We start from the raw sequence: 23,690 nt of genomic DNA on the forward strand, positions 1-23,690 counted from the left end.
GCTACACCAGGTAAGCGCCGGGGCCGGAGCCGGAAACCAGCACGTCAATATCCTCGAACTCTGCGCGGAAACGATCCGCGATGGTCTCGGCATCGCCGGTGCGGCACAGCACCTTCACGTTCGGGCCGGCATCCATGGTGGCGTAGCACTCAGTGCCCTCGTCACGCAACGTAGCGACGAGATCGAGAGCCGCCACCGAATCCGGATTCCAGTAACGCACCGGAGGAAGAGCCCCCAGCATAGTGGCGTGCATGCGCATGGCATTGGCCTCGGCAAGCTCGCCGACCGCCGTGAAGTCCGCAGCGGCGATGGCGGCCTTCATGTCCTCGATATCGCGGGGCACCTGCTCCACCCAGGCCGGGAAGAACGGTGATGTCTCGACCGTGCGACGCATGGCGGCACGGCTGTCAATCTTCTTGCGCCCCGGGGCCAAAACCGCCACGACCAGGGAGAGGTCCAGGCCGGAATCCGGCAGAGCCACTGCGTGGCTGGAAGCATCGTCATCGCCGGGCAGCCACTCAACGAGGCCGCCGAAAATAGAGCGACAGGCCGAGCCCGAACCGCGACGGGCCAGAGCCGAGAGCTGTTCCGGGGTGTAGTCCAGGCCGTAGGCCTTCGCCGCGGCCAGCGCGAGAGCGCCAAAACCCGACGCGGACGAAGCCAGACCCGCACCCGTCGGAATCTCGTTGGTGCTGGTCACCTCTGCGAAGCTAGTGCTGCCCGCACGCTCGCGGACCAAATCCAAAAACTTCTGGACACGGGAGAGGTCCTTGCCCACCATCTCCTGGCCGTTCAGAGTGCCCGAGTCGGCGGTGACGCTGGGATCGTCGATAAGCGACACCGTGGTCGTCGTCGGAGCGATGCCCAGAGTAAGGGACAGCGAACCTGTGGCCGGTAGCTGCACGGCCTCATCGCGCTTGCCCCAGTATTTAATCAGGGCGATGTTGGGATGAGCGACGGCGGTAGCGGTCGTGGTCACGAGGGATTTACCTCCACAGTCCAAGTAGCAACGGCATTGGCGCCCATCATGGCATGGCTAATCAGTTCCGCGTGATCGGCGGACTCTGCCAGCGCCATCACACAGCCACCGCAACCGGCACCAGTGAGCTTTGCCCCGTGGGCACCTGCCAGTCGGGCGGCAGTGACGAGATCGGTAATGGACTCATGCCCAACACCTAGTTCCTCTAGCGCTTCCTGCGCCGAGTCCATTCGATGCCCCAGACGGGCAAAATCACCCTTGGCCAGGTTGTGCACCGCGCCGTCGGCCAGCTGCCCCAAGTGGTCCAGCAACTCTTGGCCATGGACTCGGTGGGAATCGACGAAACCACGCACGCGGGCAACGGCCAGCGACGTCGAACCACGCACACCGGTATCCCCCAGCACCAGCCACATCTTCTTGGCCACCTTCAGCGGATGGAACTCACCCTGCTTGAAGTAGACCGGACGCGATGCACGGGCAACCGTGGCATCCAGGCCAGAGGGGTTACCGTGCGCCAGACGCTCAGCTTCCTGCACCAGGTCAAAGCGCTGACGCTCGGTCAGAGTGCCATCGGCGAGGTCACGCACTGCGTCGATAAGCGCATGTGCCACTGCGGCAGAACCACCCAGCCCTGCAGCGGGTGGGATACCGGAGCGGAGACGAACCAGCAGGTCGCGTTCGGGAATACCGAAGGTGCGCAGGCCAGCGCGGAGTGCAGCGGCGATGGAGGCAAAGCGCTCCGGCAGCTCGTCGATGTCGATGACCTCGCCGTCCATGGAAAACAGGACGGGAGAATCCTCCACGCGGTCAATCCACGCCATCGTGCGCAGCGACGTCACCGGCAGTGCGATAGCCGGCTTGCCGTAGACGACAGAGTGCTCACCCAACAAAATCGACTTGGCATGGCCTTCACCGAATGCGGCACCCTGTTCATTGGCCAGGGCATAGAACTCCCCGGTCTCCAATTCCTCGGACTTGTCGAGGCCGAAGTCGTCGACGCTGGCGTTTTCTACGCTGGTCACGAAGCTACACATCCTTTTCCGAAACCGACTGTGCGGCAGCCTGCGCCTCTGCGGGGCCATGGATACCCGGCACACCCGCAATGTCGAAACCGTACTTGGAGAACTTCTCCGCCCCGACACCCCAGACGTGGTTAAACCACTCCGTCATCGGTTCGTTCGCACGACGTTCTGCGAGCTCCTGCGGGGTCACGTACACCACTTCATCGACCTCATCGGGGTTGATATCCACCGACTTCGGATCGACGATGCCGGCGTACACGTGGTTGTACTCGTGCTCTGCCAATCCCGAACGATCATCGATGACCTGGTAGATAACAATGCCGATTTCCTCCAACTGGGAGACATCCGCACCGAGCTCTTCCTTCGCACGACGCTCAACGGCATCGGCCACCGGCTCCCCCGGCAGTGGGTGCGAGCAGGTCGCATTCGTCAGTAACAGTGGTGAGTGATACTTCGACTCCGCACGGCGCTGCAGCAGCATGCGTCCCTGCTCATCGAAGAGGAAAAGAGAAAAAGCACGGTGCAAAATTCCCGGTGGAACGTGTGCTTCAAGCTTGCCGACGGTACCGAGAACCCGACCGTCACGATCGACTACCTCTACCTGGATGTCGGCTTCACCCGGGGCAAAGCGGGCTTTAATGTCCTCTGGCGCATCATTCATTTCCACACTCCTGACTCTAGACTGCGGCCACAACCGCAGCTAACTCCCCGGCAATCTTGCGGGCCGATTCCGCATCGGCGGCCTCCACCATGACGCGGAAGAGTTCCTCGGTGCCGGACGGGCGCAACAACACGCGACCGGTGGAACCCAGCTTCTCCTCGGCTGCATCGATGGCGGCCTTGACCTCATCAGACTCCAGAATTGCGGCCTTGTTGGACACCGGCACGTTGATAAGAGTCTGCGGCAGCACCTTCATTACGGAGGCCAGCTCAGCCAGAGACTTACCGGTGCGTGCCATCCGCGCCATGAGGTACAGACCCGTGAGGGTGCCGTCACCAGTGGTGGCATGATCCGGAATGACCACGTGCCCCGACTGCTCACCGCCGAGCGAGTAACCGCCAGCGTTCAAATCAGCCAGCACATAGCGGTCGCCGACCTTGGTGGTACGCAGGGCGATATCGTTTTCCTCCATCGCCAGCTTGAGGCCGAGGTTACTCATCACAGTGGCCACCAGCGTGTTGTGGTGCAGTAGCCCCTCTTCCTTCATGGCGACGGCCAGGATGGCCATGATTTGGTCACCATCGACGATGTTGCCCTGCGAGTCCACAGCCAGGCAGCGGTCGGCATCGCCATCGTGAGCCAGACCCAGATCCGCACCGTGCTCCAGCACTGCCGCGCGCAAAACCTCAATGTGGGTGGAACCGCAGTTGTCGTTGATGTTGTAGGAGTTCGGCTTGTCATGAATAGCGACGACGTCGGCACCGGCGGCCGCGTACGCCATGGGGGCGGCCTGCGAAGCAGCACCATTTGCACAATCCACCACGACACGAATGCCGTCGAGCTTGGTGCTGACCGCACGGGAGAGGTGGAACAGGTAGCGGTCGAGCCCGTCTGGGGCCTCCTCGATGACACGCCCCACTCCGGTGCCCGTGGGGCCGGTCTCCGGCAGGTTGTGGAGAGCGTGTTCGATTTCCTTCTCCACCGCGTCGTCAAGCTTGGTGCCGCCCGCGGCGAAGAACTTGATGCCGTTGTCCGGCATGGGGTTGTGAGAAGCCGAAATCATCACACCCATGTCGGCACCGTAGTCGTCGGTGAGGAAAGCGACAGCCGGAGTGGGCAGCACGCCGACACGCAAAACGTCGACGCCCTGGGAAGCCATGCCGGCAGACAGCGCTGCGGCGAGCATCTCACCGGAGACACGCGGATCGCGGCCAACGATGGCCAGGGGACGACGCCCCGACGGATTCGTGCCGCTAGTCAGCACAGTGGCCGCAGCAGCACCCAGCCGCATTGCCAGCGGTGCGGTCAGAGTCTTATTCGCCAAACCGCGGACGCCATCAGTTCCGAAAAGACGTGCCATTGTTGCTAGACCACTCCTTGGGGGTTTTATGAGTTTTGGTATCGCGGACTATTGCATTGTCAATGCTGTATTACTTTAGCCGGTCGCGCAGGCGAATCCAGACTAGCCACAGGACACAATTGGCTGCGGGTCATAAACCGTAGTCTGAGTTTCACGCGATATTTCCGCGCCCGAGAGGTCCCGAATGACGCGTGTATCGGAAGTGGTGAAGCCCTGCGCACCCGACGACGGCTGGCAAGAGCTGCCACTGACCTGCATACGCTGTGGTTGCGTGTATGCCCAACGTCCACCATTGATGGACTCAACGTTGACCTTCTTCACACCCTTGATGCGCACAGTGACGTCGGAGCCAGTAGTAACGGCCTCGATGAGAATCGGAGTGTCGGAACTGTTCTTAAACGCTAGGTCGATTGCGCCCTCGTACACCGTCGCCTCACGGCCGGCCGGGTAACGCGAAATGTAGTAACTGTGCGGAGTGTGCGCGACATCCTCCATGCCCGCAAAGTACGAAGCATTGTACAAAGTGGTAGCGAACTGGCTAATGCCACCGCCGACAGCCTTATCCGCATGGCCGTTGAGGATGATGCCCGACTCGACAAAACCCTGCGCAGTACCGCGCGGACCCGTGTAGCCGTTCAGGCTGAATGTATCGCCCGGCGCCACGAATGCGCCGTTGACCATCTGCGACACCAGGGCAATGTTTGTTCCCGATGCCGAGCTGAAGCCACCGGTGGTGAACTCACCAATGACATCATCGAAGGTGGCACTTTCCGCTTGTTCGGTGGTGTAGGTGGCGGGCTTGTCCTCGTAGACCGCATCGAACTCGCGCTTATCCGTCGAAGTCACACGCTCGGCGAAGTCCTTCATAGTTTCATCCCACTTCACGGCTACGCCATCAACCGAGGGGACCACTTCACGCGAACCACCGCTGAAGCGTATCGACGCATTGCGCTTATCAACCTCGGAAGCAGCCAGCCCCTCCTCGAGGATCTCGCGTGCGCGGTCGACATTAATATCGGCGGCCAATCCACCGTCGCGCGGCACAAAGCTGATGATTTCAGCCATGCGCTCCGGAGGAATTACACCATCTTTGCCATCACGGCCCTTGGCAACAATGGGGCCCGACACCGCATCGGTGGCCTCTCCCTCAGCTGCCTCACGGACCTGATCCTCACCGATAGCCGGGTCGTGCGCGGTGGTCTCTACATCGATACCCTCCGGCGACAACCACTTGGCGGCCAAATCCCCGCTGACCGCATTGCGGTCGACATCTTGGCCGATGACCGGTGGAGTTGTTTCCACGCGGCCGTCGACAAGCTTGACCTCACCATCGACGGGAGCAATAGTCAGTTCGCCGACGAGACGGTCGACCTGCGGCTCGAACTTAGAGCTATCGATATCGCTGACCAAATCCAGCTCACGGGTAGTAAAGAAACTGCGCACCCAGGTAACTGGGTTCGCCGTCTGCTTACCCGCCTGCGCGACCGTCTTCTCCCAGTCGATGCTCAGCCCCGCCTCCTCGGGCAGAACCTCCGCCGTGCGTTCGCCGGCACGAAACGCCACTGGATGAGTGGAAAGATCACCGAGCTGCTCTTCGAGCTTCGCCTCAGCGTGATTCGCGCTCAGCGTGCTGATGTCAATACCCGCAACGGTAGACCCGCGCGGGACATGGTCCTTGTTCAGCACGTAATCGACAGCGTAAAACACACCGAAGAGCGCGAAGATACCGAGGACGATGCCGAGGAAAATCTTTAATCCACGGTGACTGGAGGAAGACTTTTGTTTGGCCACAGCCACTTACTTTACCGTGGAAACACTACTAACTAGATTTTTATTAGATTCCGCAGGTGTCCGGAATGCGTTTCTTGTTCTTCGCATACTGCTGGAAAGCATCGACCACGGCATTGGCATAGACCTCGGCGCCATCCGGGGTCGGGTGGATAAGGTCCGCGCGCAGCTTGGACAAATCATCACGCACACCATGACACCAGTCAGACACATAGACATTGTCGCGCTTCTTTGCCGCGTCGAGGACTTCCCTCTCCGACTGCGGCATCCACACACGATCACCGTACGGGTTGATGAGGACAATGATGCGGTCTTCACCCAGCGAATCGAGGATCTCATCCAACAGGTGTTCGTCCGATGCCGCAGCCGACTGATTGATACCAAGACCCAGCACGACGAATGGATCGAGCGTACCCGCCGCCTTCATACTGGCGATAATCTCTGGCGCAGCCGGATAACCACGAGAAACAGCCGCATCGATATAGATACCGGGCAGCTTCTCTTCCAACGCGGACGCCGAGGCGAGCATCACAGAGTCGCCGATAGCGGTGATCTGGTCACCACGCGGCATAACGCGCTTGGCCAACTCGGCTTCCTCCGCCTTTTGTGCCTGTGCACGGCGCTCAGCTGCCTCCTGTAGCTGTGCCTCCAAACGCGTCATCTTCGGCGCCGTGGCCATTCCCACAACTGCACCAACCACGACGACCAGCGCCAGCCCTGCTGCAACGCGCGGCTTCCAGGAACCGGCAAACTGCGTGCCCGAAAACTGCGACATCCAACGGCGGTAACCCATCCGGCGAATTGGCGATTCCACATTCTTGTACGACCAGTTCGCCAAAAGCAGCGATAGCGCGATGCCTGCGAAGGCAGCGAGGTTCTCATACTGCATGGCCTCATTGCGCTCCAGCAGTTCGCGGATGAGCACGATGACCGGCCAGTGCCACAGGTACAGCGAGAAGGAAATCTTTCCCAGCCAGCACAGTGGCTTGAACTCAAAAATCTGACGCACGGGTGAGACACCGCGAACGACAAGATAGAGAATCGCCACCGACAGCAACGAGGCGAACACCAACCCACCGCGGTAAGTCGCCGACGCAGTATCCGACATCATCAGCAGAACCAACGAAAGGAAGATCAGAGGCAGCGAGGCCACTACGAAAGCTTGGGCAGAACTGCCAAAGAAGTCCCGCAGCAGGGGTTCTGTGCGTGGCCAGGAGTCCGCCTCTGCGCGTGACGACGTCGATGTCAACCACAATGCGAGGGCCGCGCCAAACAGGAGTCCAAAGGCGTGAGTATCGGTGCCGTAGTAGACCCGCGTGGGGTCGACCTTCGGATCATAGAGCGAGACCATCCACACGAAAGAGGCAACCGCCCCAATGCCCGCCACTGCTGCCAGCTTGCGAGATGCCAGCTTCAAGGCGAGAAGAGCCACAAAGATCAATGGCCAGAGCAAGTAGAACTGCTCCTCCACCGACAGTGACCAGTAGTGCGCTAACAGCTGCACTCCGGAATCCGCGAAATAGGACTGAGAGCCCGCAATCTGCGTCCAGTTATTGACGAAAAAGACCGTGCCGAGAAACTGCGTCGACAAGCCAACAGCGGGATCCCCGCCGACCAGACCTGCGACGGCGATGGAAATAAACAACACGAACATCGCAGCCGGGGCGATGCGGCGCAGCCGACGAAGCCAGAAGTCCTTTAGATCGATGCGCCCAGTGACCGCGCGTTCGCGCACCAGAAGCGAGGTGATAAGAAATCCGGAGAGCACGAAGAAGATATCCACACCGATGTAGCCACCGGGCAGCACATTATCGAAGTAGTGGTAGATCACCACTGTGGCAACAGCCAGACCGCGCAGCCCATCAATGCCTGGTACGCGTCGAATGCGGAAGGGATGCTTCGCCACCGACGACGAGCTAGAGGAGCTCTTCGCGTCGGAGGTCTTGGTGGCTGTGGTGCTCACCGCCATACGGTTTCCTTCTTCCCATCGCACTGCAATCGCACTTTCATCGCACTGCAATCGCACCGCGATAAACGATTCTCGTGGCAGTTTTTAACGGATAAAAGTCTAACGTACGGGGCTTGTCTCAAAAATGCAGCCATGCCTGGTAACGGCGGACTTTAACCCAAAAAAGCACCTCGGCTTGCGTGTAATACGCAAACTGAGGTGCTTTTCGAAGCAGTAAAGCTTAACGCTTGGAGTACTGCGGTGCGCGACGGGCCTTGTGCAGACCAGCCTTCTTGCGCTCGACAGCACGAGCGTCGCGGGTGAGGAAGCCAGCCTTCTTGAGAACGCTGCGCTCCTCCGGGTTGAACTCGTTCAGGGCACGAGCGATAGCCAGGCGCAGAGCACCGGCCTGACCGGACGGGCCACCACCGTTGATGTTGGCCTTGATGTCGAACTGGCTCTCGCGCTCGACCAGGACCAGCGGATCCTTGATCTCCTGCTGGTGCAGCTTGTTCGGGAAGTAATCCTCGAGCTCGCGGCCGTTGCAGACAATCTTGCCGGAACCAGCGGTCAGAACGACGCGGGCGACAGCGCGCTTACGACGACCGACAGTCTGAATCGGGCGATCCAGGGTCAGCGGTGCAGCCGGAGCAGCCTCAGCCTCGGTCTCGGTAGCAACTGCGTCGCCGATGGAAGAGGTGAACTCTTCAGTGGCAGCAGCAGCGGCAGCCTGAACATCATCGTAGGAAGCCTCGGTGGCCTCTACGTTCTGGTTCTCATTGACGTCCTGTGGGTTGGTCACTGTGCCACCGCCTTGATCTCGTAGTTTTCAGGCTTCTGACCGGCGAACGGGTGCTCGGAACCGGCGAAGACGTGCAGCTTCTTGATGGACGCACTCGAAAGCTTGTTGTGCGGCATCATGCCCTCAATAGCCTCAGCGATAACACGCTCCGGGTGAACCTCGAGGGAACGACCCAGGGTCATCGACTTCAGGCCGCCCGGGAAGCCCGAGTGGCGGTAGCGCATCTCACGTTCCCGCTTGTTCGAGGAGACGTGTACCTTATCGGCGTTGATGATGATGACGTGGTCACCGCAGTCGACGTTAGGGGCGAAGTAAGCCTTGCCCTTACCGCGCAGCAAGTCTGCGGCGTGAGTAGCCAGACGGCCGAGAACAACGTCGGTAGCGTCGATGACGTACCACTTGCGCTCGATGTCACCGTCCTTCGGATGGAAAGTAGACAACATGACTCCTTTTAGGGTCCGTGTAGATTTGCCAGCCACCGTGCACACTGTTGTTATTCCCCGGCGGCCGGTGGAGACCCGAGGCAACATTCACGTGTGCGCACACAGTTTGACTACTCTACCTTGAGATGGCACTAGAACAAAAAATGCCAAAGCCAGTCTCAGCCGCAAACTGCTGAGACTGGCCTTTCCCCCCCCCTGGAGTGCTGCTAGCAAGAATACTTCAAAGGCAGATACCTAACTGAAGATCTCAATTGAGCAATGTCCTCCCCTCCCCCGGTTACATAGCTCAATCAAAAGTGCCTCAAGCAGGAACCAAGCTATCCCCAGCTAGCTGCCGCGCGGCGGTTAATATCCACCATTCGCTGGCTACCTGCGCTGACCGTATCCGCGATAGTCGTGAGAATCATATTGAGCTCCTCCGCTGCTGTGTCCCATTCACGCTGAGCCTCCTGGTAAGAATCCGAAGAGTCACCCTCCCACGTAGAGACCATCGGCGCGATGCGCTTCTTCAAATCTCCGAGCAGCCCGTTGATGGTGCCAGAAGTGGACCGAATGTCATCGGCAGCACCGTCGATGCCGCCAAAACTGTACCTAATTGGTTGCATTAAGAACCCTTTCCCCAAAAGGTGATGTGTGTTGTGTGATTCAGTGTTGTGGTTGTGCGATTCGATAAAACGTTTAGAGGTTCAGCAACGACGCACCCGCTGCTGCCACCTGCTTGAACGACGACGCCCCCTCGTCCTCGCCCGCATCGAAGCTGCTGGAATTTGCGCGGATGTTATCCGCGATATCCGTCAGCGCATTGGATAGACGCATAGCTGCGTCATCCCAACGAAGCATCAGATCATCGAAGCTGTCTTTAGCCTGGCCCTTCCATTCCCCCGCCAGACCGTCCACGACGCCTCGAATGCGACCCAGCTCGCCCTGTACTTCCGAGTTGACGCCATCGACGTCCCCCGCGGTAGTGGTCATTTGATCTGATTCGGCTGCAAATAGGTTTGCCACTGTTTCCCCCTTATTCGTGTTGAGTGACTGATTAACGACGGCATTTTTACCTCCCCGCGCGAGCCAGCCAGCTTCCCGCGTTAAAAACCCGTCATATTGTTTGGCGCGAAAAACCCCGATTCGGTTCCATTTTGGTTTTCCAACCTTTACCCCTGCCTACCCCCGCCCATCCCCCAGTCACTTTCTCTACGCCCCTTGCGTGTTACGGCACCGGCCGAGCGCTTACTACTGCCTGGTCGCATACGGGCCGTACCGGCGCAATAGTCCTTCCTCTGAACTGGCACCCCACACTGACTTGAGTTCCGTCCATCACTTTGTGATGCCAGAGCACTATCGAATTACCTGACGGCAGCCGCTCCTCTACGACTACGACATCGGTGCCCAGTACTTGTCTGCGTTCCGGCGCGGACTTTGTCTCATCCCCGGCAACGGAGCTGCTCAAAGCGGCGGCTAGATGTTCAAGCGCCATGTCCTGCGAAAGCGGGCTAGCGAGCACCAAGACGCGCATATCTCCGCCATCCACCGCAATCAGACGGTCTAACGGACTTGCCGAGTCAAGCTCCCACCCGCCGGGAAACCGAGCTTCCACGCCCGCATTGGTCAGTTTGACTATTGGAGCAGAATCGGGAACTGGTTTCGATGTGGATGGAGGCGTCGTTACAGGAGGCGTAGTTACAGGAGGAGCCTGTGCGTGCGATGTCTCACGCTGCTTCTGTCTCCCTTCGTTCTCCCTAACTATGCCGCCACTAATGAGCCATGCAGCAATCCCAACAATCAGAACCACCACCGTCAACAAACCAACGGCAGCTACTGACACAACTGTGCTTTGATTCGACGCTGAGCTGACTTCTGCCCTGGCTGCAGGACGCCGCCCCGCGAAATCCTCCGACGGCTCCACTTCACCGGCTTCAGCGTCGCCGATGTTTTTCAACCAGGCCGGATTTACGCACTCCCCGAGCCGCGATGCTGGGCAGTCGAAGACTAAAAATCCACGGTCGCGCAGACGATCGACTAGTAGAGCTCGCCGCGGGTTCGCTAGCCCGGGTGGAACTTCGCCGACGATGAACTCAATATCCTCCTGCCAGCGGGGCGGATACTCAGTGATACCGCGCCCACCACTAACTTCCACATCATCGGGTATCCCCTGGGGCGCATCCGGATACATGGTCAGCTGATAAGCCAGCGCAATGACTGTTTCCACCAATGGTGCGCTGTCGTTCGCTCCGACCAAATGTGTCATCCGACTGGCAATGTGGCCCCCGCTCAGACGAGTGACACAGACACGCGTTTCCTCTACTTCCACCAACACGCTATGAGACACAGTTGCCTCATCGAGTTCCACAACGGCGTCGGCAAGCGTCAGGATGTACGGATTGAGTTCGGTAGCCAATAGCGCGGAGGCCAACCGGCACTGTCGCACAGCACCCCAATAGCTGGGCACAATGACTGTTTGCATGCTCTCGAGAAGCGGTCTAGGGCCATGCACCGCCAGTTCTGCGGTGTCTGCAGGTGCCGCGAGTCCCCACAGGTGCCAGGTGCCGTGGCGCAGCGTCGGGGTCTGGGTGGTGGAAGAAGATTCGACCCGAATCATCAACTGTCCTCCTGGTCACCAGCGGTATCCAACCAACCCAACTGCACAATCTGCGGACTCTGGCCGTGCGCCACCCAATAGCCACGGCCCGGCGGCTGCTCGCAAGGCTTTACGCCGAGGATGGGGCCGTCGTCGCGTGTGCCGTCCATAACAAAGACGCTGGCACCCTGGTCCTTAACCGCACCCATGACCGGGTCGTGGAGGGATCGCAACGCCCCGCTGATTCGACGGGCAAAAAAGATATTGAGCCCAATGTCGGCGGCGTGAGCGATGACTTCTGCCAGCGGCTGCAAGGGGTTACCCCGCGAGCCGGCCACGAGGTCATAGTCGTCCACGATGACATTGATGGTTGGACCACTCCACCAATTTCGGGCCTTCAACTGCGCTGGGGTGATATCCGGTTGCGGGAGACGGGCCTTCAGTACCTCTGCCAGCTCTGCCAGCATGGGTGTCGCCACCGCAGCCGAGCCCGCATAGCCGGCCAGCCGCTCTTGGGGCACGGCCTCCATTAGCCCACGGCGGTAGTCAATTACGACGAATTTCGAGTCCGACTGCGAGTACCGCAACTGGTGAACGATGCCCCTCAACGCGGCGGTTCTGCCACTGCCTGCCGAACCGAATATCAGTAGGTGACGATCCTTATCTGGGTGGAATATCACCGCGCCCAGACCGGCTTCTTCGAGCCCCACTGCAATCGCACCTCTCGCAGCGGCCGCTGGTCGCGGCAAACGCGCAATATCAATCCGCCGTGGCAACAACTGGAGCTTTGGTGCCTGCTCACCGTGCGGCGCTGTCTCTGCAATCCGCTTAGTGTCTGCAGCGCCGGTGAGAGCTACCAGCATCGCAAACCCGCCCGGCGCGACTCCGCGTCCTGGGCTCTCCGGCACCAGCTCCGCTGCCTTGCGGTCAATCATTGAATCCATCGACTCCGCCTGCCGCAGCTCAATCCGAGTACCAATCAGGTCGCGAACGGCAGGTCTCATGTCCGTCCAGCGATAGGCCGTGAGCAGGACATGAATTCCCACCGCCAATCCATCTGCAACCAGCGCCTGCACATCGTCACTCAGCGCCGGAAACTCCGTTTTGAACGCACCCCAGCCGTCAATGACCAACACCGAATCCGGCTGACCCGCCGCCCGTGCTGCTTCCGGAGAGAGCCATCCATTAGTGCGAAAGAGCTGTTCCCGACGACTTACCTCACGACGCAAGAAACCAATCGTACGGCGAATAAGCTCCTCGTCTCCGCGGTGTGCAACCGACGCGACATGCGGCAACTCAGCCAGGTCGCTCAGGCCGCCCGCACCACAATCGACGATATAAAAATGCAGGTCACGAGCGCTGATACCGTCGGCTAGCGCGAGGATCGCTGTGCGTGCGGCAGTGGTCTTTCCTGACCGCGGCGCTCCGACGATTGCCACGTGCCCACCGGTCGTGCGCAGGTCAATACGCAGTGGGTCCTGACGCTGAAACAGCGGCTTGTCCACCAGCCCAATCACACCGGTCAATCGCTGTCGCGGCAGCTGCTCGTCGGGCTGAAGCTCGATGGCCTCCGGCAATGGTGGCAGCCACACCCGATGCGCACGTGTCGATACGTGCGACACCGCTGCCACCACGGCACCGAGCACCGTCTGCTCCGATGTCTGCGCAGGCGGATCGGCCATTCCACCATCGCTTGACGACGCACCGAAAGCCTCCCGCGTCCAATTTTCAGCGGTAAATTCAGCGACAGCTACGGCCTGGCCCTGCAGCCCCTGCTCTGCCCCAGCCGTCGCACCGTCAATAGGCTGCGGACGGACCACCGGGCCGGAAACATACGCCGACCGAAACCGCACCGGCTCGGCGGCAGCAGATTTGATATATCCAATGCCCGGGATGGCCGGCAGATGATAGGCGTCCGGAACGCCCAGCACGCTGCGGGACTCCGCGACGGAAAAGGTCTTCAACCCAATACGATAGGAAAGATGGCTTTCCAACCCGCGCAAGCGGCCTTCCTCCAGACGCTGACTGGCCAGCAGCAAATGCATGTGCAAACTGCGCCCCAACCGACCAATCGCAACGAAGAGCTCAGCAAACTCCGGGCGTGCGGAGAGCAGCTCTGAAAACTCATCCACCACAATCAGCAACGCGGGCATGGGTGGCGCATCTATCTGCCCAGCGCGCCGGGCTTGCTCATAATCGCTGACACCGGCGAAATTCCCTGCAGCGCGCAGCTGCTCTTGGCGCCGCGTCATCTCACCGCGCAGTGCGTCTTCCATGCGGTTGACCAGGATAAGCTCCTGCTCCAAGTTGGTAATCACCGCCGAGACATGAGGCAATTGATCCAGTCCCAGAAACGTCGCCCCGCCTTTGAAGTCCACCAGCACAAAGTTCAACTGATCCGGGCTGTGCGTAGCTGCGAGCCCTACCACGGTCGTTCGGAGGAATTCCGACTTACCCGACCCTGTGGCACCAACGCACAGACCGTGTGGCCCCATGCCGCCCTCAGCACTCTCCTTAAAATCCAGATAGACCGGAGCACCACCGTCATCAGCTCCAACAGGAATGCGCAGACGAGCACTGCCGTAGCGCGGTCGGTAGCGCAGAGTTGTCGGAGGCGGGTACAGCCCGAGCTCCTCCATGACCGGGTCTTCCGAGGTCTTAACAGAATCATCTGCGCTTGTTGGCACTTCAAAACGCGCCAAGCTCCGCCCAAGCACCTCCGCTTCTGCTGGACTCAGCTGATCAGGTACGCCAATCTCCTCCCGTCCGGACGCAGTTTCCGCATGCACAGCAGTAGCGGAAACAACCAGCGCGATGCCATGGTGAACCGCTGCCTCCCACAACGTTGACTGCGCTTCCACGACGGTCAGCAAAACTACCGAGGTCTCCGACCCCGCCGCGTCAAAAATCGGTGTCAGTTCAGTGACATCGTGCTGTCCGTTCGAATCCGCCAGCACAATCAGCACTGCAGCTGGCAGTATGTCGATAGCCGTGAGCAGCTCAGTCAGCTGCGCACACGTCGCCGCCCGCAACCGCGCTGGGCCACAGGCATCAGTAACTGCGGGGTGTCCGTGGTGTGGCGTCCATTTCAGCCATTCCCACTCATCTCCCACAACTGCAATCAGGCAATCCTCCGGATGATGCAGCGCAGCAGCTTGGGCGACCATTGCTCGAGCCAGCCCCTGCGCCGCGGTATCTCCAGTGAGCGCGATGATCTCAAAGGCTGACACATCTATGGCAAAGGGCACGCCCTCAACCTGACGAGCCGATCGAATAACTTCCCGCAGTGCTACGGCGGAAACCGGATCCAGTTTCTCCGGCGCCGGAATTGCCGGTGGTGTTACGGGCGTTGCGGGCTGCTGCGTTGCCACCCCGATGCGCAGCTGCAAGAAATCCGGGTCCCCCTTTCGGCGTTCGCACGCCCTCCCCATCGCCCCCAGCTGCCACAGAGTTCCAGGCCGAGGGTGGATAAACTGCGCCGATTCACGCTGCATCCTCGCTGCTTTCGCCACCGCGCGGCGAATACTGGACAAATGCCTCTGATAGTCCTTCCGCACCGGTGCCATGTCCTTATTTCCCGCCCCGCCCGACACCATCATGCCCACAGTGGAAAACACCATCATCAGCGGAAACATAAACGACATCGGGTTACGTCCCATCCCAGAGACAAACATCAACACCACCATGCCAACCACTGCCACGACCATGATTAACGGCATGAGTGCACGCATCAGCGGCACCGACTGTGGTTCCGGCGCTTCCGGTGGCGCATCCGGCGCGATTGTGCCTGTCATAGGCTGCAGCCCCGCTTTTCGGGTAGCCGAAATCTCCGCCTGTGCACTAGTCACAAAAATCCCCCCGCTATGTGTCGCCCCTTGTGTTCACTCGACGGCCAATCCCCCGACCAATCGGTGTACGCATAGCTTAAAACACACTCCGGATTCTCGCAGCGCATGACCGAAACTGATAGCGGGGGCACGCGCAGTTACTACTCCGAGTAGCGCTCTAGCGAGTTGTACGACACTCTAGAGGGACTAAAGCATGCAGAATTCATGGGGGAAATACATGCTGGGGGAACTCATTCGCGTGCGCATTGATGCCGCACACATGCCCGAAGACACCAACCGAGCACACGCAGACCTTGCATTACCGACCAACGTCGCAATCGCCGCACTTGTACCGGATATCCTGCAAATTTTCGATATCGACATTGCGGACTTCCCGCTGGCACAGTGGCAGCTACGGACCGCCACTGGCACGATTTTGCTTGCCGACGACACCCTGAACGATGCCGGTATTGCACCAGGCGAACGCCTGGTTGTTATCAACGACCCAGGTCCCGTGCCCAAACCTCGGCTCTTCGATGCCGCCGATGCTATTACCGACACCACCTATACCGACGGTATCGGGACGGCTGATTTGGTTGTTGGCTGTACCGCAGCCCTCGTGGCCACAGCTTCAATCGCAGCTGCCTCATTGAGCTTGAGCAGTACCGATTCCACACTGGCCGCGGCAATCAGCTTCATCGCGCTGCTGGCAGTAGCCGGTGGACTGCGCCTGGCTCTGTTGCGTAGCGCAAAACCGGCGATTGTCATGTCCCTGGAGCTGCAAGTGCTCATTCTGGGCACCTCTTCGGGGCTCTGCTTCGTTGGCCTCGACCTACACCGCATACTCACCGACTGGCCGCCGACTGCTGCGATTAGTGTCGCGCTTGCCGTCATCGGTTTGATTTTTCTCATTTCCAACACCGGCGACGGCGACAACCGCATCACCGTTACCCTGGGCGCGACGAGTCTCAGTGCTGCAGTTACCTTCGGTATTTACGCTGCGGCTGTCGCACTTTTCCACAACTCGGTTCAATCAGGAGCGCTCACCGCTGCTAGTGCAGTCATCCTGATACTGCTGGCACCTTCCATCGCTATCAAGGCTGCCGGTATTCGCGTACCCAAAGTCCCTGCCGCCGGCGAGAGCTTCGATGACAGCGAAACTCCCGAAATATCCCACAACGCACCTAAGCGAGCGGGGTGGATTCTCGATGGCATCCTCTGCAGTGGCACCGGAAGTCTCAGCATCTTCACCCTGGTGGTACTTTTCTCCGGAGCCTATGCGAACAAGTGGTGGCCTCTAGGCATGGCTGCTGCTGTCATAGTCTTTTGTGCAATTCACTCCCGTGGCCAAGCCCGGAAAGTAGCTTCCACCTGTACTGCTTTAGCTGGTCTTGCCGTCATTGTGGCCGTCGCCTTTCAACAGTGGTTCGAGGGCAATTGGCCAGTCGCCGCTGGCCTGGTCGTCCCCATGCTTGCAGCCACCGCCTTAGCCGCATTTCCCGCGTCACGCATCTCACCTACAACGCGCCGCATAGCTGAGCTAACCGAGGCCTGCAGTATCGCCGTTATTTTGCCCATTGCGGCCATCATTGCCGAATTCCCTGAGTTCGTAAGTGGGTTCTTCCAGTGAAAAACCCACTTTTCATGAATGCCATAAAAACTCGTCTCACCGCCACGGCCGCACTTTCCACAGTGCTTATCTCGACGTTGACGGCGGCCACCGCAGTAGCACCGTCGGGCATCGCACCAATAGCGGCTGCCCAGAACAGCCAGGACTGCGTGGCCACGATGCTGTCGTCGGAAAGCGCACTGCATGAACCGACGGTGATCGAAAAAGCGCTTCGGTTTCGCCAAGCATGGCAACTGACGACGGGTGCGGGGATTACGGTGGCGGTAATCGATACCGGGGTCTCACCCAATGAGCGCCTGGGCGAGGTTCTCGACGGTGGCGATTTTGTCGACGGCAACAGCGGGTTCGTAGACTGCGACGGTCACGGAACTCTAGTAGCTGGCATTATTGCAGGCCGGCCCGGTGCCGATGGTTTCGCCGGACTGGCGCCCGACGCGCACGTGTTGTCGATAAGACAAACAGCCGATGGCGAAGGCAATTTGGAGTCGCTGGCACAAGCTATCGACAGGGCCGTCGCGGAGGGCGCGCGGGTCATCAATATCTCGCTCACATCGTGTGCCCCGGCAGGCGTAATGCCCCAAGGTGCAACAGATGTTGCTGAGAGCGTCGCACGCGCGGAAGTCTCAGGCGCAGTAGTGGTCGCAGCGGCAGGCAATAAGGGCGATAGCTGTCAGGACGGATCCGTAGCGTGGCCCGCAGTTCTGCCGGAGGTAATCGCAGTATCAGCAGTACAGTTCGACGATGCCGGCCAAGCACAACCCGCGGAGTATGCAATCACGGGACAATGGGTCAATGTCTCCGCTCCCGGCGGCCCCGTACTCGGTCCCGATCCGCGCACCCCCACCGGTCTCATAGACCGCCACGTGCTCGGGTCCGGGGATAACACCCGAGATCAACAGATTGCCGGCACCAGCTTTGCCACGCCAACCGTGTCGGGCACAGCTGCCCTGCTGCTGGCACGAAACCCAGAGCTTTCCCCAGCACAGGTTCGCGACATCATCCTTAATTCCGCGAGCCCAATTAGTTCCGGGCTCGGCCTTGGTCGCGGCATCATTGCACCTTATGACGCTCTGATTTGGACCACTGTAGACACCGCTGCGCAGCACGCAGCCAACCCCGCTGCCGCACCGGCTCCGCCGGATCTGCTTTCTTCGCAGGAGCGCAATGCACCGCTCCGGGCGACTGGATTGCTCCTGATATGCGCGCTAGGCCTAGGTGCCTGGTTGCTCTCGCGTCCCAGACAGCGGCCCTAGCGCCGCCTGCTTACTCAGCTCAGGGCCTCCGCGCAACGCGGCCAGCACTTCCCAGTCCACTGGTCGCGTGCCACCGCTATCGGCATTGGTTGATGCATTAAACCCGAGGGCAGCCAGCGTTGTGCGATCGTGCACAGCAAAGCGCATCCCCTCTGGCGAAATGACGTGTACGGCCCCATTTACGCTTACTGCAATTGAGCTGCGCTCACGGCTGCGACCATCCACGAAACCGTCGACGGCCGCACCCGAACCGTCGGCATGTGGGTAATCCACGTGCCGCCCCTCCGGAGCATGCTGCGACCACTGCACCAGAGCTTGCGGCCGTCCTGCTATCCGGCCGGCACACAACCAGCCATCAGCATCGGCAAACGTCAACGGCTTTTCAGGTAGCCCCGGGACTGCTGGCGCATTCGCAACGGGAACTGCCGCCAGCTGCCCCTCACTGGCCTGCAGAACTGGGCTATGCGCAGCTAATAGCTCTCCTAGCACCGGGGAGAGAATCGCGGCACCGTCGTCAAGTACGATAACGCGCCGCTGCCCGACCTCAATCACATTGCCGACTGTGTCGAATGGAGCGGCGAAGTGCGTGGGTGCGCCGCGGTTCGGGATTGCTGGTGCGGCCAGAATCGGAACCTCCGGAATCGTTCTGAGCAACGCAGGGCTGACAGGCCGGACTGCGGCGCGCTCCAACCCCAGCGCTCGAGAAACAGCGGCGTGCTCCGGGTGGTTGACATCCAACCGCGAGCGGTAGCCCTGCGTAATCAGCCAGAGGTTTTGGCCATCGGCAACGACGGCACTGTCCGAGTGGGTTCGGGTAAGCTGCTGCGGTTCCCCACGTACTTCTTCAAGACGCGCAAGTGACTCTGCAACAATCCACGGCTGCCCGAGGTCTTGGACCGTCCGCTCGCACAGAGACAGTGCCAACTCCGGCGCACCTGCACTGCCCCTCTTGGCAGCTCCCGAGGCACCAGAGCCTGCCGGCGCGGCCGGAACTGCGGGAGCGCCCTCAATCCCGACAGCAAAACTGATGTCCTCTTTGTCCAACTCACTACTGCGCACCCGTTTCGGCTCAGCAGGATTGCCCAAAATTAACCGCGCCGATGCGAGATTCGCGACTGGATGCAATCGACCATTGACACGTACATGCAGGCCCTCCGACCCCGATACGACAATCAGCTGCTCATTGGAGCTCGAACCGCCCTGCGGCCGCACCAACGACAGCACCGCAGTGCCGGCGGCCAGTAAAACCACCAGCGCACAGCCGATAAACAGTGCTCGCGTACGCGTGCGCAGAGGATCGTGCAGCATTCGCGAATCCGCACGCACAAGCGCGTGCTCAATCCGACGAATCAAGAATCGATGACCGCTGACCTGGCTAGGCGTAGTCGGCGTACGTGGCATGAGTTTCCCCCAAAACTATTCCCCCAAATAATCTCTACCCTGCAGAGTAAGCCAGGCCGCGCTACTGTGCGACCAGGGGAATTTTAGTGGGGAACATATTGGGGGGATTTTCACATGCCATTGTCATTGTGGCTACTCATTACAGCAATAACCATCACTGCAGGCGCGCATGTCCCTGTGCGCGGCCGCAGCCTTCGTGACCGCCTGCGACGCACCGAACCAGGACAACTCATCGGACTACGTCTCACACCAGGCCTGCGAAGCCAGCTAAGCGCTGCGGATATCGTCTCGCTTGCCGACGACAGCCCAGTGACCCTGGATGCGCTGTGCTTTTATCACATTGCGCCGGAAGTCCGCGGAGAGCATGCGCACCGCTACTTCCGAGCAGCCGAGCGCTCCGGCACAGCCCCTGAACCCTGGACACATCTGGTGGCAACTCTTCCGGTGGAAGCCTCCGCTGACCAAGCCCTACGCTTCCTCATCCACCGGCTGGGAACCCTTGGTATTCGCGCACGGCGATTGACGGCACCGGAATGTGCTCTGACTGAGAGCTCTGCGGAGGTCGTGCAGCTGCGCCGCACTGGACGCTCTCATCATGTGGCGGCGTTGGGACGCAAACCGCACCTGTGGTTAAGCCGACAACGTGACATCGCTATCACTAATGGTCCGGCGCAGGTCATAGGAGCCGGGAGCAGCGGACAAACCATCACAATGTGTCCCGCGAACTTACCCCGGTTGGAGGTCGACTGCGGCAATCAGGACATTTGTGAGCTGCTCATCGGAATGCTCTCCCTCGGCTATCGAGTAGGAATTCGCACGGCCCGACCACATTTCTATACTGTGGCCCTTGATCTGGGCGCAGTACTTCTCGCGCGAGCTGGAGACGACACCGTCGATGTGGTTGTTGTCGAAGAGTATGAGCCCGACCTGTGTACTGGAATCGCGAGAATCATCGAGGTCAGTCGTACAGGTTCGCCCACGGCAGCAGCGGAAATGCCAGCTTCGTGCCCTCGACTGGCGATGGGCGAATTCACCTGGACGCTATCTACCGCCCGCACTACCGATGAATTGCAGCCACTAGCTATGCGGGCAACTAGCGGTTCAGTCCCGGAATCAACGCACCCAAATCTGGCAGACCGCCCGGCGCCTGGGAGCCGTCAGGCTCACCCTGCTGCGCCGGGTCATTCGGAGCGCCATTTTCTTGGCCACCCGGCTGACCGCCTGCTGCAGGAGGCACATCCTCCTTCGGCATCTGTGCACCAGTGACATTGCCATTGTCGATAGTGGCAGCGCCCGCTGGTCCCGAGCACTCCAGAGTCGACGGGCCATAGGCCGCACAGTTGTAACCGAATGCGCTCAACTGAGAATTCGCTGGCAGCGTCTTCATCTCACCCGCCGGCGGGAACGTCAGGACCTCGTAAGTAACTCCCCCCGGGTTCCAGGACACAGCATTGGCGGGAACCTTGTTTCCCGTGCCGTCATCGACCATCGGAGGATTGGCAAGATTCACCTGGCAGGCCAAGTAGGCGTCACCGCTCAGATCGTTGAGGAAGCAACGTGTCGTGCCATCCTCCAACTGAAAGAGTCGAGTATTTGGGCCGTCCGCCGGGGTGTAATCCGCATCATTGACCTGGGTGATTGCAGGAGTTTCCGTCGGCGTCTCTGATTCTGTCGGTGTCGTCGACTCCTCAGTCGGCTTCGGCGGAGTCGAGGATTTAGTCTTTGCGGAAGAACTGACGGAGCGATTCGAGACTTCCGGCTTAGCCGGCTCGTCGTCTCCACATCCGGCCAGCGCGAAAGTCATCATCACACCAGCTGCGATCGTTGCCATAAATTTATTCATCCGCATGGTGTCCTAACCTACCCGACCATCGCTCCATCCCCTAGTAGCCGAGGGAGGAATTACTTCCGGAGAACTAGCTCGCATCTCGTCGATGCGTTCTGGCGTAATCACGTCATTGAAGGCGAAGATAGTTACTTCCCTATCTCGATAAACAGGGGTTACCCCTGGAGCTACCCAGAGCCCTTCACCAGGAAACTCTAAATCCTCCTTGGAATCCCAAATACCCGGGGGTGACAAATAGATGAATCCCACGTTCAGCTTTCGGGCTGAGCGATCGACATCGTTCACCCCATCCGGCCGGTCGGGGTCTGGAAAACCGAGGTAATCAGCGTGCCAATACAGCATTGAGGTGGCAGTCCACTTATTCGCCACTGGCCAGTCATAGTGCGGGAACACTACTGGCAAGTCATTGCGAGCGTACATCCAGCTGGACCCCTCCGGCGGATTGGTAAACGTGCGGTACTTATGTGCCTCCGGCTGCTCGGCCAACCAATCAAATGCCTTCAAGTCAGCCTTGGAAATGATTTGCCATTCCCTAGGGCTCTTGTAGGCGAAATCCGCAGCGCTAGCATTAGACGCCACTCCATAGACCACAAGTACAGCAGAGCTCACCGTCGCTAAGCTCAACCCCAGAACCCGCCCCGTCGATGGCACCTTTGACTCACTAATTCGAGCCGCCCACGCGCAGCCCCACGCAACGGCGATACCCGCAAACGCGGAATACAGGTACGCGGTGACCATCACCAACCGGTGAGGCGTCGAATAGTGAAGATCCGTATACAGCGCGAGAATATCGCCCGGCACGCCACCAAAATGATTGAGCGCGTGGGTCGTCATCAACACCGAAACAAACCAGGCCGGTACTACCCACACCCGTCGGCGCGAAGTATCTGCGAAAACCAAAAACGCCATCCCGATGAAACCAAGGATGATAATTGGCCAGAACGGCCGGAATTCCTCAGTGTGGCGAGTCAGCATTGTGGCGCCTCGATACCACGCATCGAAACGATCGAGGTCGTCTACTTCAGCACTAACCGCGCGCACATCCTCGGTCTGAGAAGTTCCCGTAAGCCACTGCGGCAGTAGTACTGCCACTGCTGGCACAAAGGCGGCTGCAATCACCGCGACGTCGTAAAGCTTGGCGCGAACCGCACCCAGTTCAGGATGCGCGGGACGCGGCAGGCGGTAGCACAACCACCAAATTGCACCGAGCATAACGACTGTAGGCACCGATGCCGGATGGAGCTCTCCGATACCGATTATCGAAAGCGCAGCGCTCAAGATGCGCTGAGGTGCGTGTGGGAGCGACGTAACAAAGGCAAAAACGGTAATCGCTAGCGCAATCGAGACCTGGTACGGCCAGGCCCCCACGAAGACCCCGACGGGCATCAATACCGGAAGCGCTGCGGAAACAAGCGCCGCAACCCCCGCAGCAACGGCGGTGGACAGCTTTCGGCGATCAATAATTCGCCAGGTCAGCGCCGCAGCCGCCGTGGGTATGGTCACGGCCGGAATGATAATGCCGAGGTAATTGACCGCCTCGGTGATTGGTAGACGGACAATCAATATCCAAAGCGCACCGAACGCATGCCATGCGGCGGGATAGTAGGACACCGCCTGAGTTTCCACATTCTGAATCTCGCCCATTCTAGTGGCCGAGGCCATGCCGTCTTCCGTAATCGAACGGAGCACACTTGCATGCCAGAGTGTGTCCCAGCCTTGCTGGATGGTCGCCATCCCCTCGGACATTGAAGCGATGCGGCCGATAGCGGTCCACGTGAGAACCGCCGCTGCGATGATGACTCCGATACTTGCGATTAGCCCATAGCCCAACTCGCGCCATCGACTTGCGGCGGGCGGCTGCGTCTCGGCCGACACTGAGCGATCGACACTACCGCGCCGCCGCCGAATCAAAGCGCTGCCGCCACTCCAGCAAAGCGCGAGAAGTAGTGTCACGGCCCAGCAGATAGACGCACTGACCAAGGTGAAGCGCACTTCGATAGCGCCGAGCGCCCACCCTGCGGTACCTGCGATACCAAACGTCACCGCAGGACCGAGGGCCAGCGCCCACGGAGTACGAACGCCGCTGGCTCTCACTACAACAGCGCCGGGGATTACGAGCAGCGCAACCAAGCTAACAATTGCCCACACCACTACC

At 59.9% G+C, this 23,690-nt stretch carries 17 protein-coding genes; 3 read left to right on the forward strand and 14 right to left on the reverse strand.

The genetic code is table 11. From position 1 onward, the window contains the following. Nucleotide 1: 1 nt before the first annotated feature. From mvaD to eccCa, 12 genes are all read right to left on the reverse strand, one after another. Nucleotides 2–979 (reverse strand): diphosphomevalonate decarboxylase, encoded by a 978-nt coding sequence (gene mvaD, locus ADB08_RS00465; RefSeq protein WP_049169978.1) that lies wholly within the window; start codon nt 977–979, stop codon nt 2–4. Beyond that, complete coding sequence (mvk, locus tag ADB08_RS00470) at nt 976–2,001, reverse strand: mevalonate kinase (protein ID WP_101687816.1); 1,026 nt, start codon at nt 1,999–2,001, stop codon at nt 976–978. Before mvk ends, mvaD begins: the two co-directional genes overlap by 4 nt. A 4-nt stretch (nt 2,002–2,005) precedes the next feature. Then, nucleotides 2,006–2,662, reverse strand: a complete 657-nt coding sequence (gene idi, locus ADB08_RS00475; protein WP_016422095.1) for an isopentenyl-diphosphate Delta-isomerase — start codon at nt 2,660–2,662, stop codon at nt 2,006–2,008. Nucleotides 2,663–2,678: 16 nt separating this feature from the next. Further along, nucleotides 2,679–4,022, reverse strand: coding sequence for a phosphoglucosamine mutase (gene glmM, locus ADB08_RS00480; protein WP_016422094.1), 1,344 nt, complete (start codon nt 4,020–4,022; stop codon nt 2,679–2,681). A gap of 102 nt (nt 4,023–4,124) precedes the next feature. Next, nucleotides 4,125–5,813, reverse strand: a complete 1,689-nt coding sequence (locus tag ADB08_RS00485; protein WP_049170058.1) for a VanW family protein — start codon at nt 5,811–5,813, stop codon at nt 4,125–4,127. 43 nt (nt 5,814–5,856) lie between these two features. After that, on the reverse strand, nt 5,857–7,779 hold the full coding sequence (locus tag ADB08_RS00490; protein ID WP_049169981.1) for an acyltransferase family protein: 1,923 nt from the start codon (nt 7,777–7,779) through the stop codon (nt 5,857–5,859). A 220-nt stretch (nt 7,780–7,999) separates the two neighbouring features. Then, nucleotides 8,000–8,560, reverse strand: coding sequence for a 30S ribosomal protein S9 (gene rpsI, locus ADB08_RS00495; RefSeq protein WP_016422091.1), 561 nt, complete (start codon nt 8,558–8,560; stop codon nt 8,000–8,002). Next, a complete protein-coding gene (rplM, locus tag ADB08_RS00500) occupies nt 8,557–9,000 on the reverse strand; it encodes a 50S ribosomal protein L13 (RefSeq protein ID WP_049170060.1) in 444 nt (147 codons plus the stop codon). The genes rpsI and rplM overlap by 4 nt, the downstream gene beginning before the upstream one ends. A gap of 320 nt (nt 9,001–9,320) precedes the next feature. Continuing rightward, nucleotides 9,321–9,608, reverse strand: a complete 288-nt coding sequence (locus ADB08_RS00505) for a WXG100 family type VII secretion target (protein WP_049169983.1) — start codon at nt 9,606–9,608, stop codon at nt 9,321–9,323. A 73-nt stretch (nt 9,609–9,681) separates the two neighbouring features. Further along, entirely contained in the window at nt 9,682–10,008 is a 327-nt protein-coding gene (locus ADB08_RS00510; RefSeq protein ID WP_005510029.1) for a WXG100 family type VII secretion target, read from the reverse strand. Nucleotides 10,009–10,210: 202 nt separating this feature from the next. After that, on the reverse strand, nt 10,211–11,599 hold the full coding sequence (locus ADB08_RS00515) for a type VII secretion-associated protein (RefSeq protein ID WP_049169985.1): 1,389 nt from the start codon (nt 11,597–11,599) through the stop codon (nt 10,211–10,213). After that, a complete protein-coding gene (gene eccCa, locus ADB08_RS00520; protein ID WP_152682198.1) occupies nt 11,599–15,426 on the reverse strand; it encodes a type VII secretion protein EccCa in 3,828 nt (1,275 codons plus the stop codon). Before eccCa ends, ADB08_RS00515 begins: the two co-directional genes overlap by 1 nt. A 193-nt stretch (nt 15,427–15,619) precedes the next feature. On the opposite strand from eccCa, the gene eccD reads away from it, so the two are divergent. Beyond that, nucleotides 15,620–17,035: a type VII secretion integral membrane protein EccD gene (gene eccD / locus ADB08_RS00525; RefSeq protein WP_224783772.1), complete on the forward strand. Its 1,416-nt coding sequence runs from the start codon at nt 15,620–15,622 to the stop codon at nt 17,033–17,035. 14 nt (nt 17,036–17,049) lie between these two features. Continuing rightward, nucleotides 17,050–18,288 carry a type VII secretion-associated serine protease mycosin gene (gene mycP, locus ADB08_RS00530; RefSeq protein WP_222867607.1) on the forward strand — a complete coding sequence of 413 codons (1,239 nt, stop codon included), beginning with the start codon at nt 17,050–17,052 and terminating at the stop codon, nt 18,286–18,288. On the opposite strand, the gene eccB is transcribed toward mycP, so the two are convergent. Then, on the reverse strand, nt 18,247–19,689 hold the full coding sequence (gene eccB / locus ADB08_RS00535) for a type VII secretion protein EccB (protein ID WP_049169992.1): 1,443 nt from the start codon (nt 19,687–19,689) through the stop codon (nt 18,247–18,249). The two genes, mycP and eccB, sit on opposite strands and share 42 nt — an antisense overlap. Before the next feature lie 114 nt (nt 19,690–19,803). Here eccB and ADB08_RS11240 point away from each other — a divergent pair, with 114 nt between their 5' ends. After that, on the forward strand, nt 19,804–20,955 hold the full coding sequence (locus ADB08_RS11240; protein WP_080971451.1) for a hypothetical protein: 1,152 nt from the start codon (nt 19,804–19,806) through the stop codon (nt 20,953–20,955). A 589-nt stretch (nt 20,956–21,544) separates the two neighbouring features. Here ADB08_RS11240 and ADB08_RS00545 read toward each other — a convergent pair. Beyond that, on the reverse strand, nt 21,545–23,686 hold the full coding sequence (locus ADB08_RS00545) for a DUF6541 family protein (protein ID WP_049169996.1): 2,142 nt from the start codon (nt 23,684–23,686) through the stop codon (nt 21,545–21,547). Between the last annotated feature and the right edge of the window lie 4 nt (nt 23,687–23,690).

Origin of the sequence: Corynebacterium sp. 239_CJEI, assembly GCF_001055995.1 — a bacterium.
Classification (GTDB): Bacteria; Actinomycetota; Actinomycetes; order Mycobacteriales; family Mycobacteriaceae; genus Corynebacterium; species Corynebacterium jeikeium_D.

Coding starts and splice junctions, on each gene's coding strand:
- eccD (WP_224783772.1), top strand. CDS start 15,620: ATGCAGAATTCATGGGGGAAATACATGCTGGGGGAACTCATTCGCGTG.
- ADB08_RS00505 (WP_049169983.1), bottom strand. CDS start 9,608: ATGCAACCAATTAGGTACAGTTTTGGCGGCATCGACGGTGCTGCCGAT.
- glmM (WP_016422094.1), bottom strand. CDS start 4,022: ATGGCACGTCTTTTCGGAACTGATGGCGTCCGCGGTTTGGCGAATAAG.
- mycP (WP_222867607.1), top strand. CDS start 17,050: ATGAATGCCATAAAAACTCGTCTCACCGCCACGGCCGCACTTTCCACA.
- eccB (WP_049169992.1), bottom strand. CDS start 19,689: ATGCCACGTACGCCGACTACGCCTAGCCAGGTCAGCGGTCATCGATTC.
- ADB08_RS00515 (WP_049169985.1), bottom strand. CDS start 11,599: ATGATTCGGGTCGAATCTTCTTCCACCACCCAGACCCCGACGCTGCGC.
- idi (WP_016422095.1), bottom strand. CDS start 2,662: ATGAATGATGCGCCAGAGGACATTAAAGCCCGCTTTGCCCCGGGTGAA.
- ADB08_RS00490 (WP_049169981.1), bottom strand. CDS start 7,779: ATGGCGGTGAGCACCACAGCCACCAAGACCTCCGACGCGAAGAGCTCC.
- ADB08_RS11240 (WP_080971451.1), top strand. CDS start 19,804: ATGCCATTGTCATTGTGGCTACTCATTACAGCAATAACCATCACTGCA.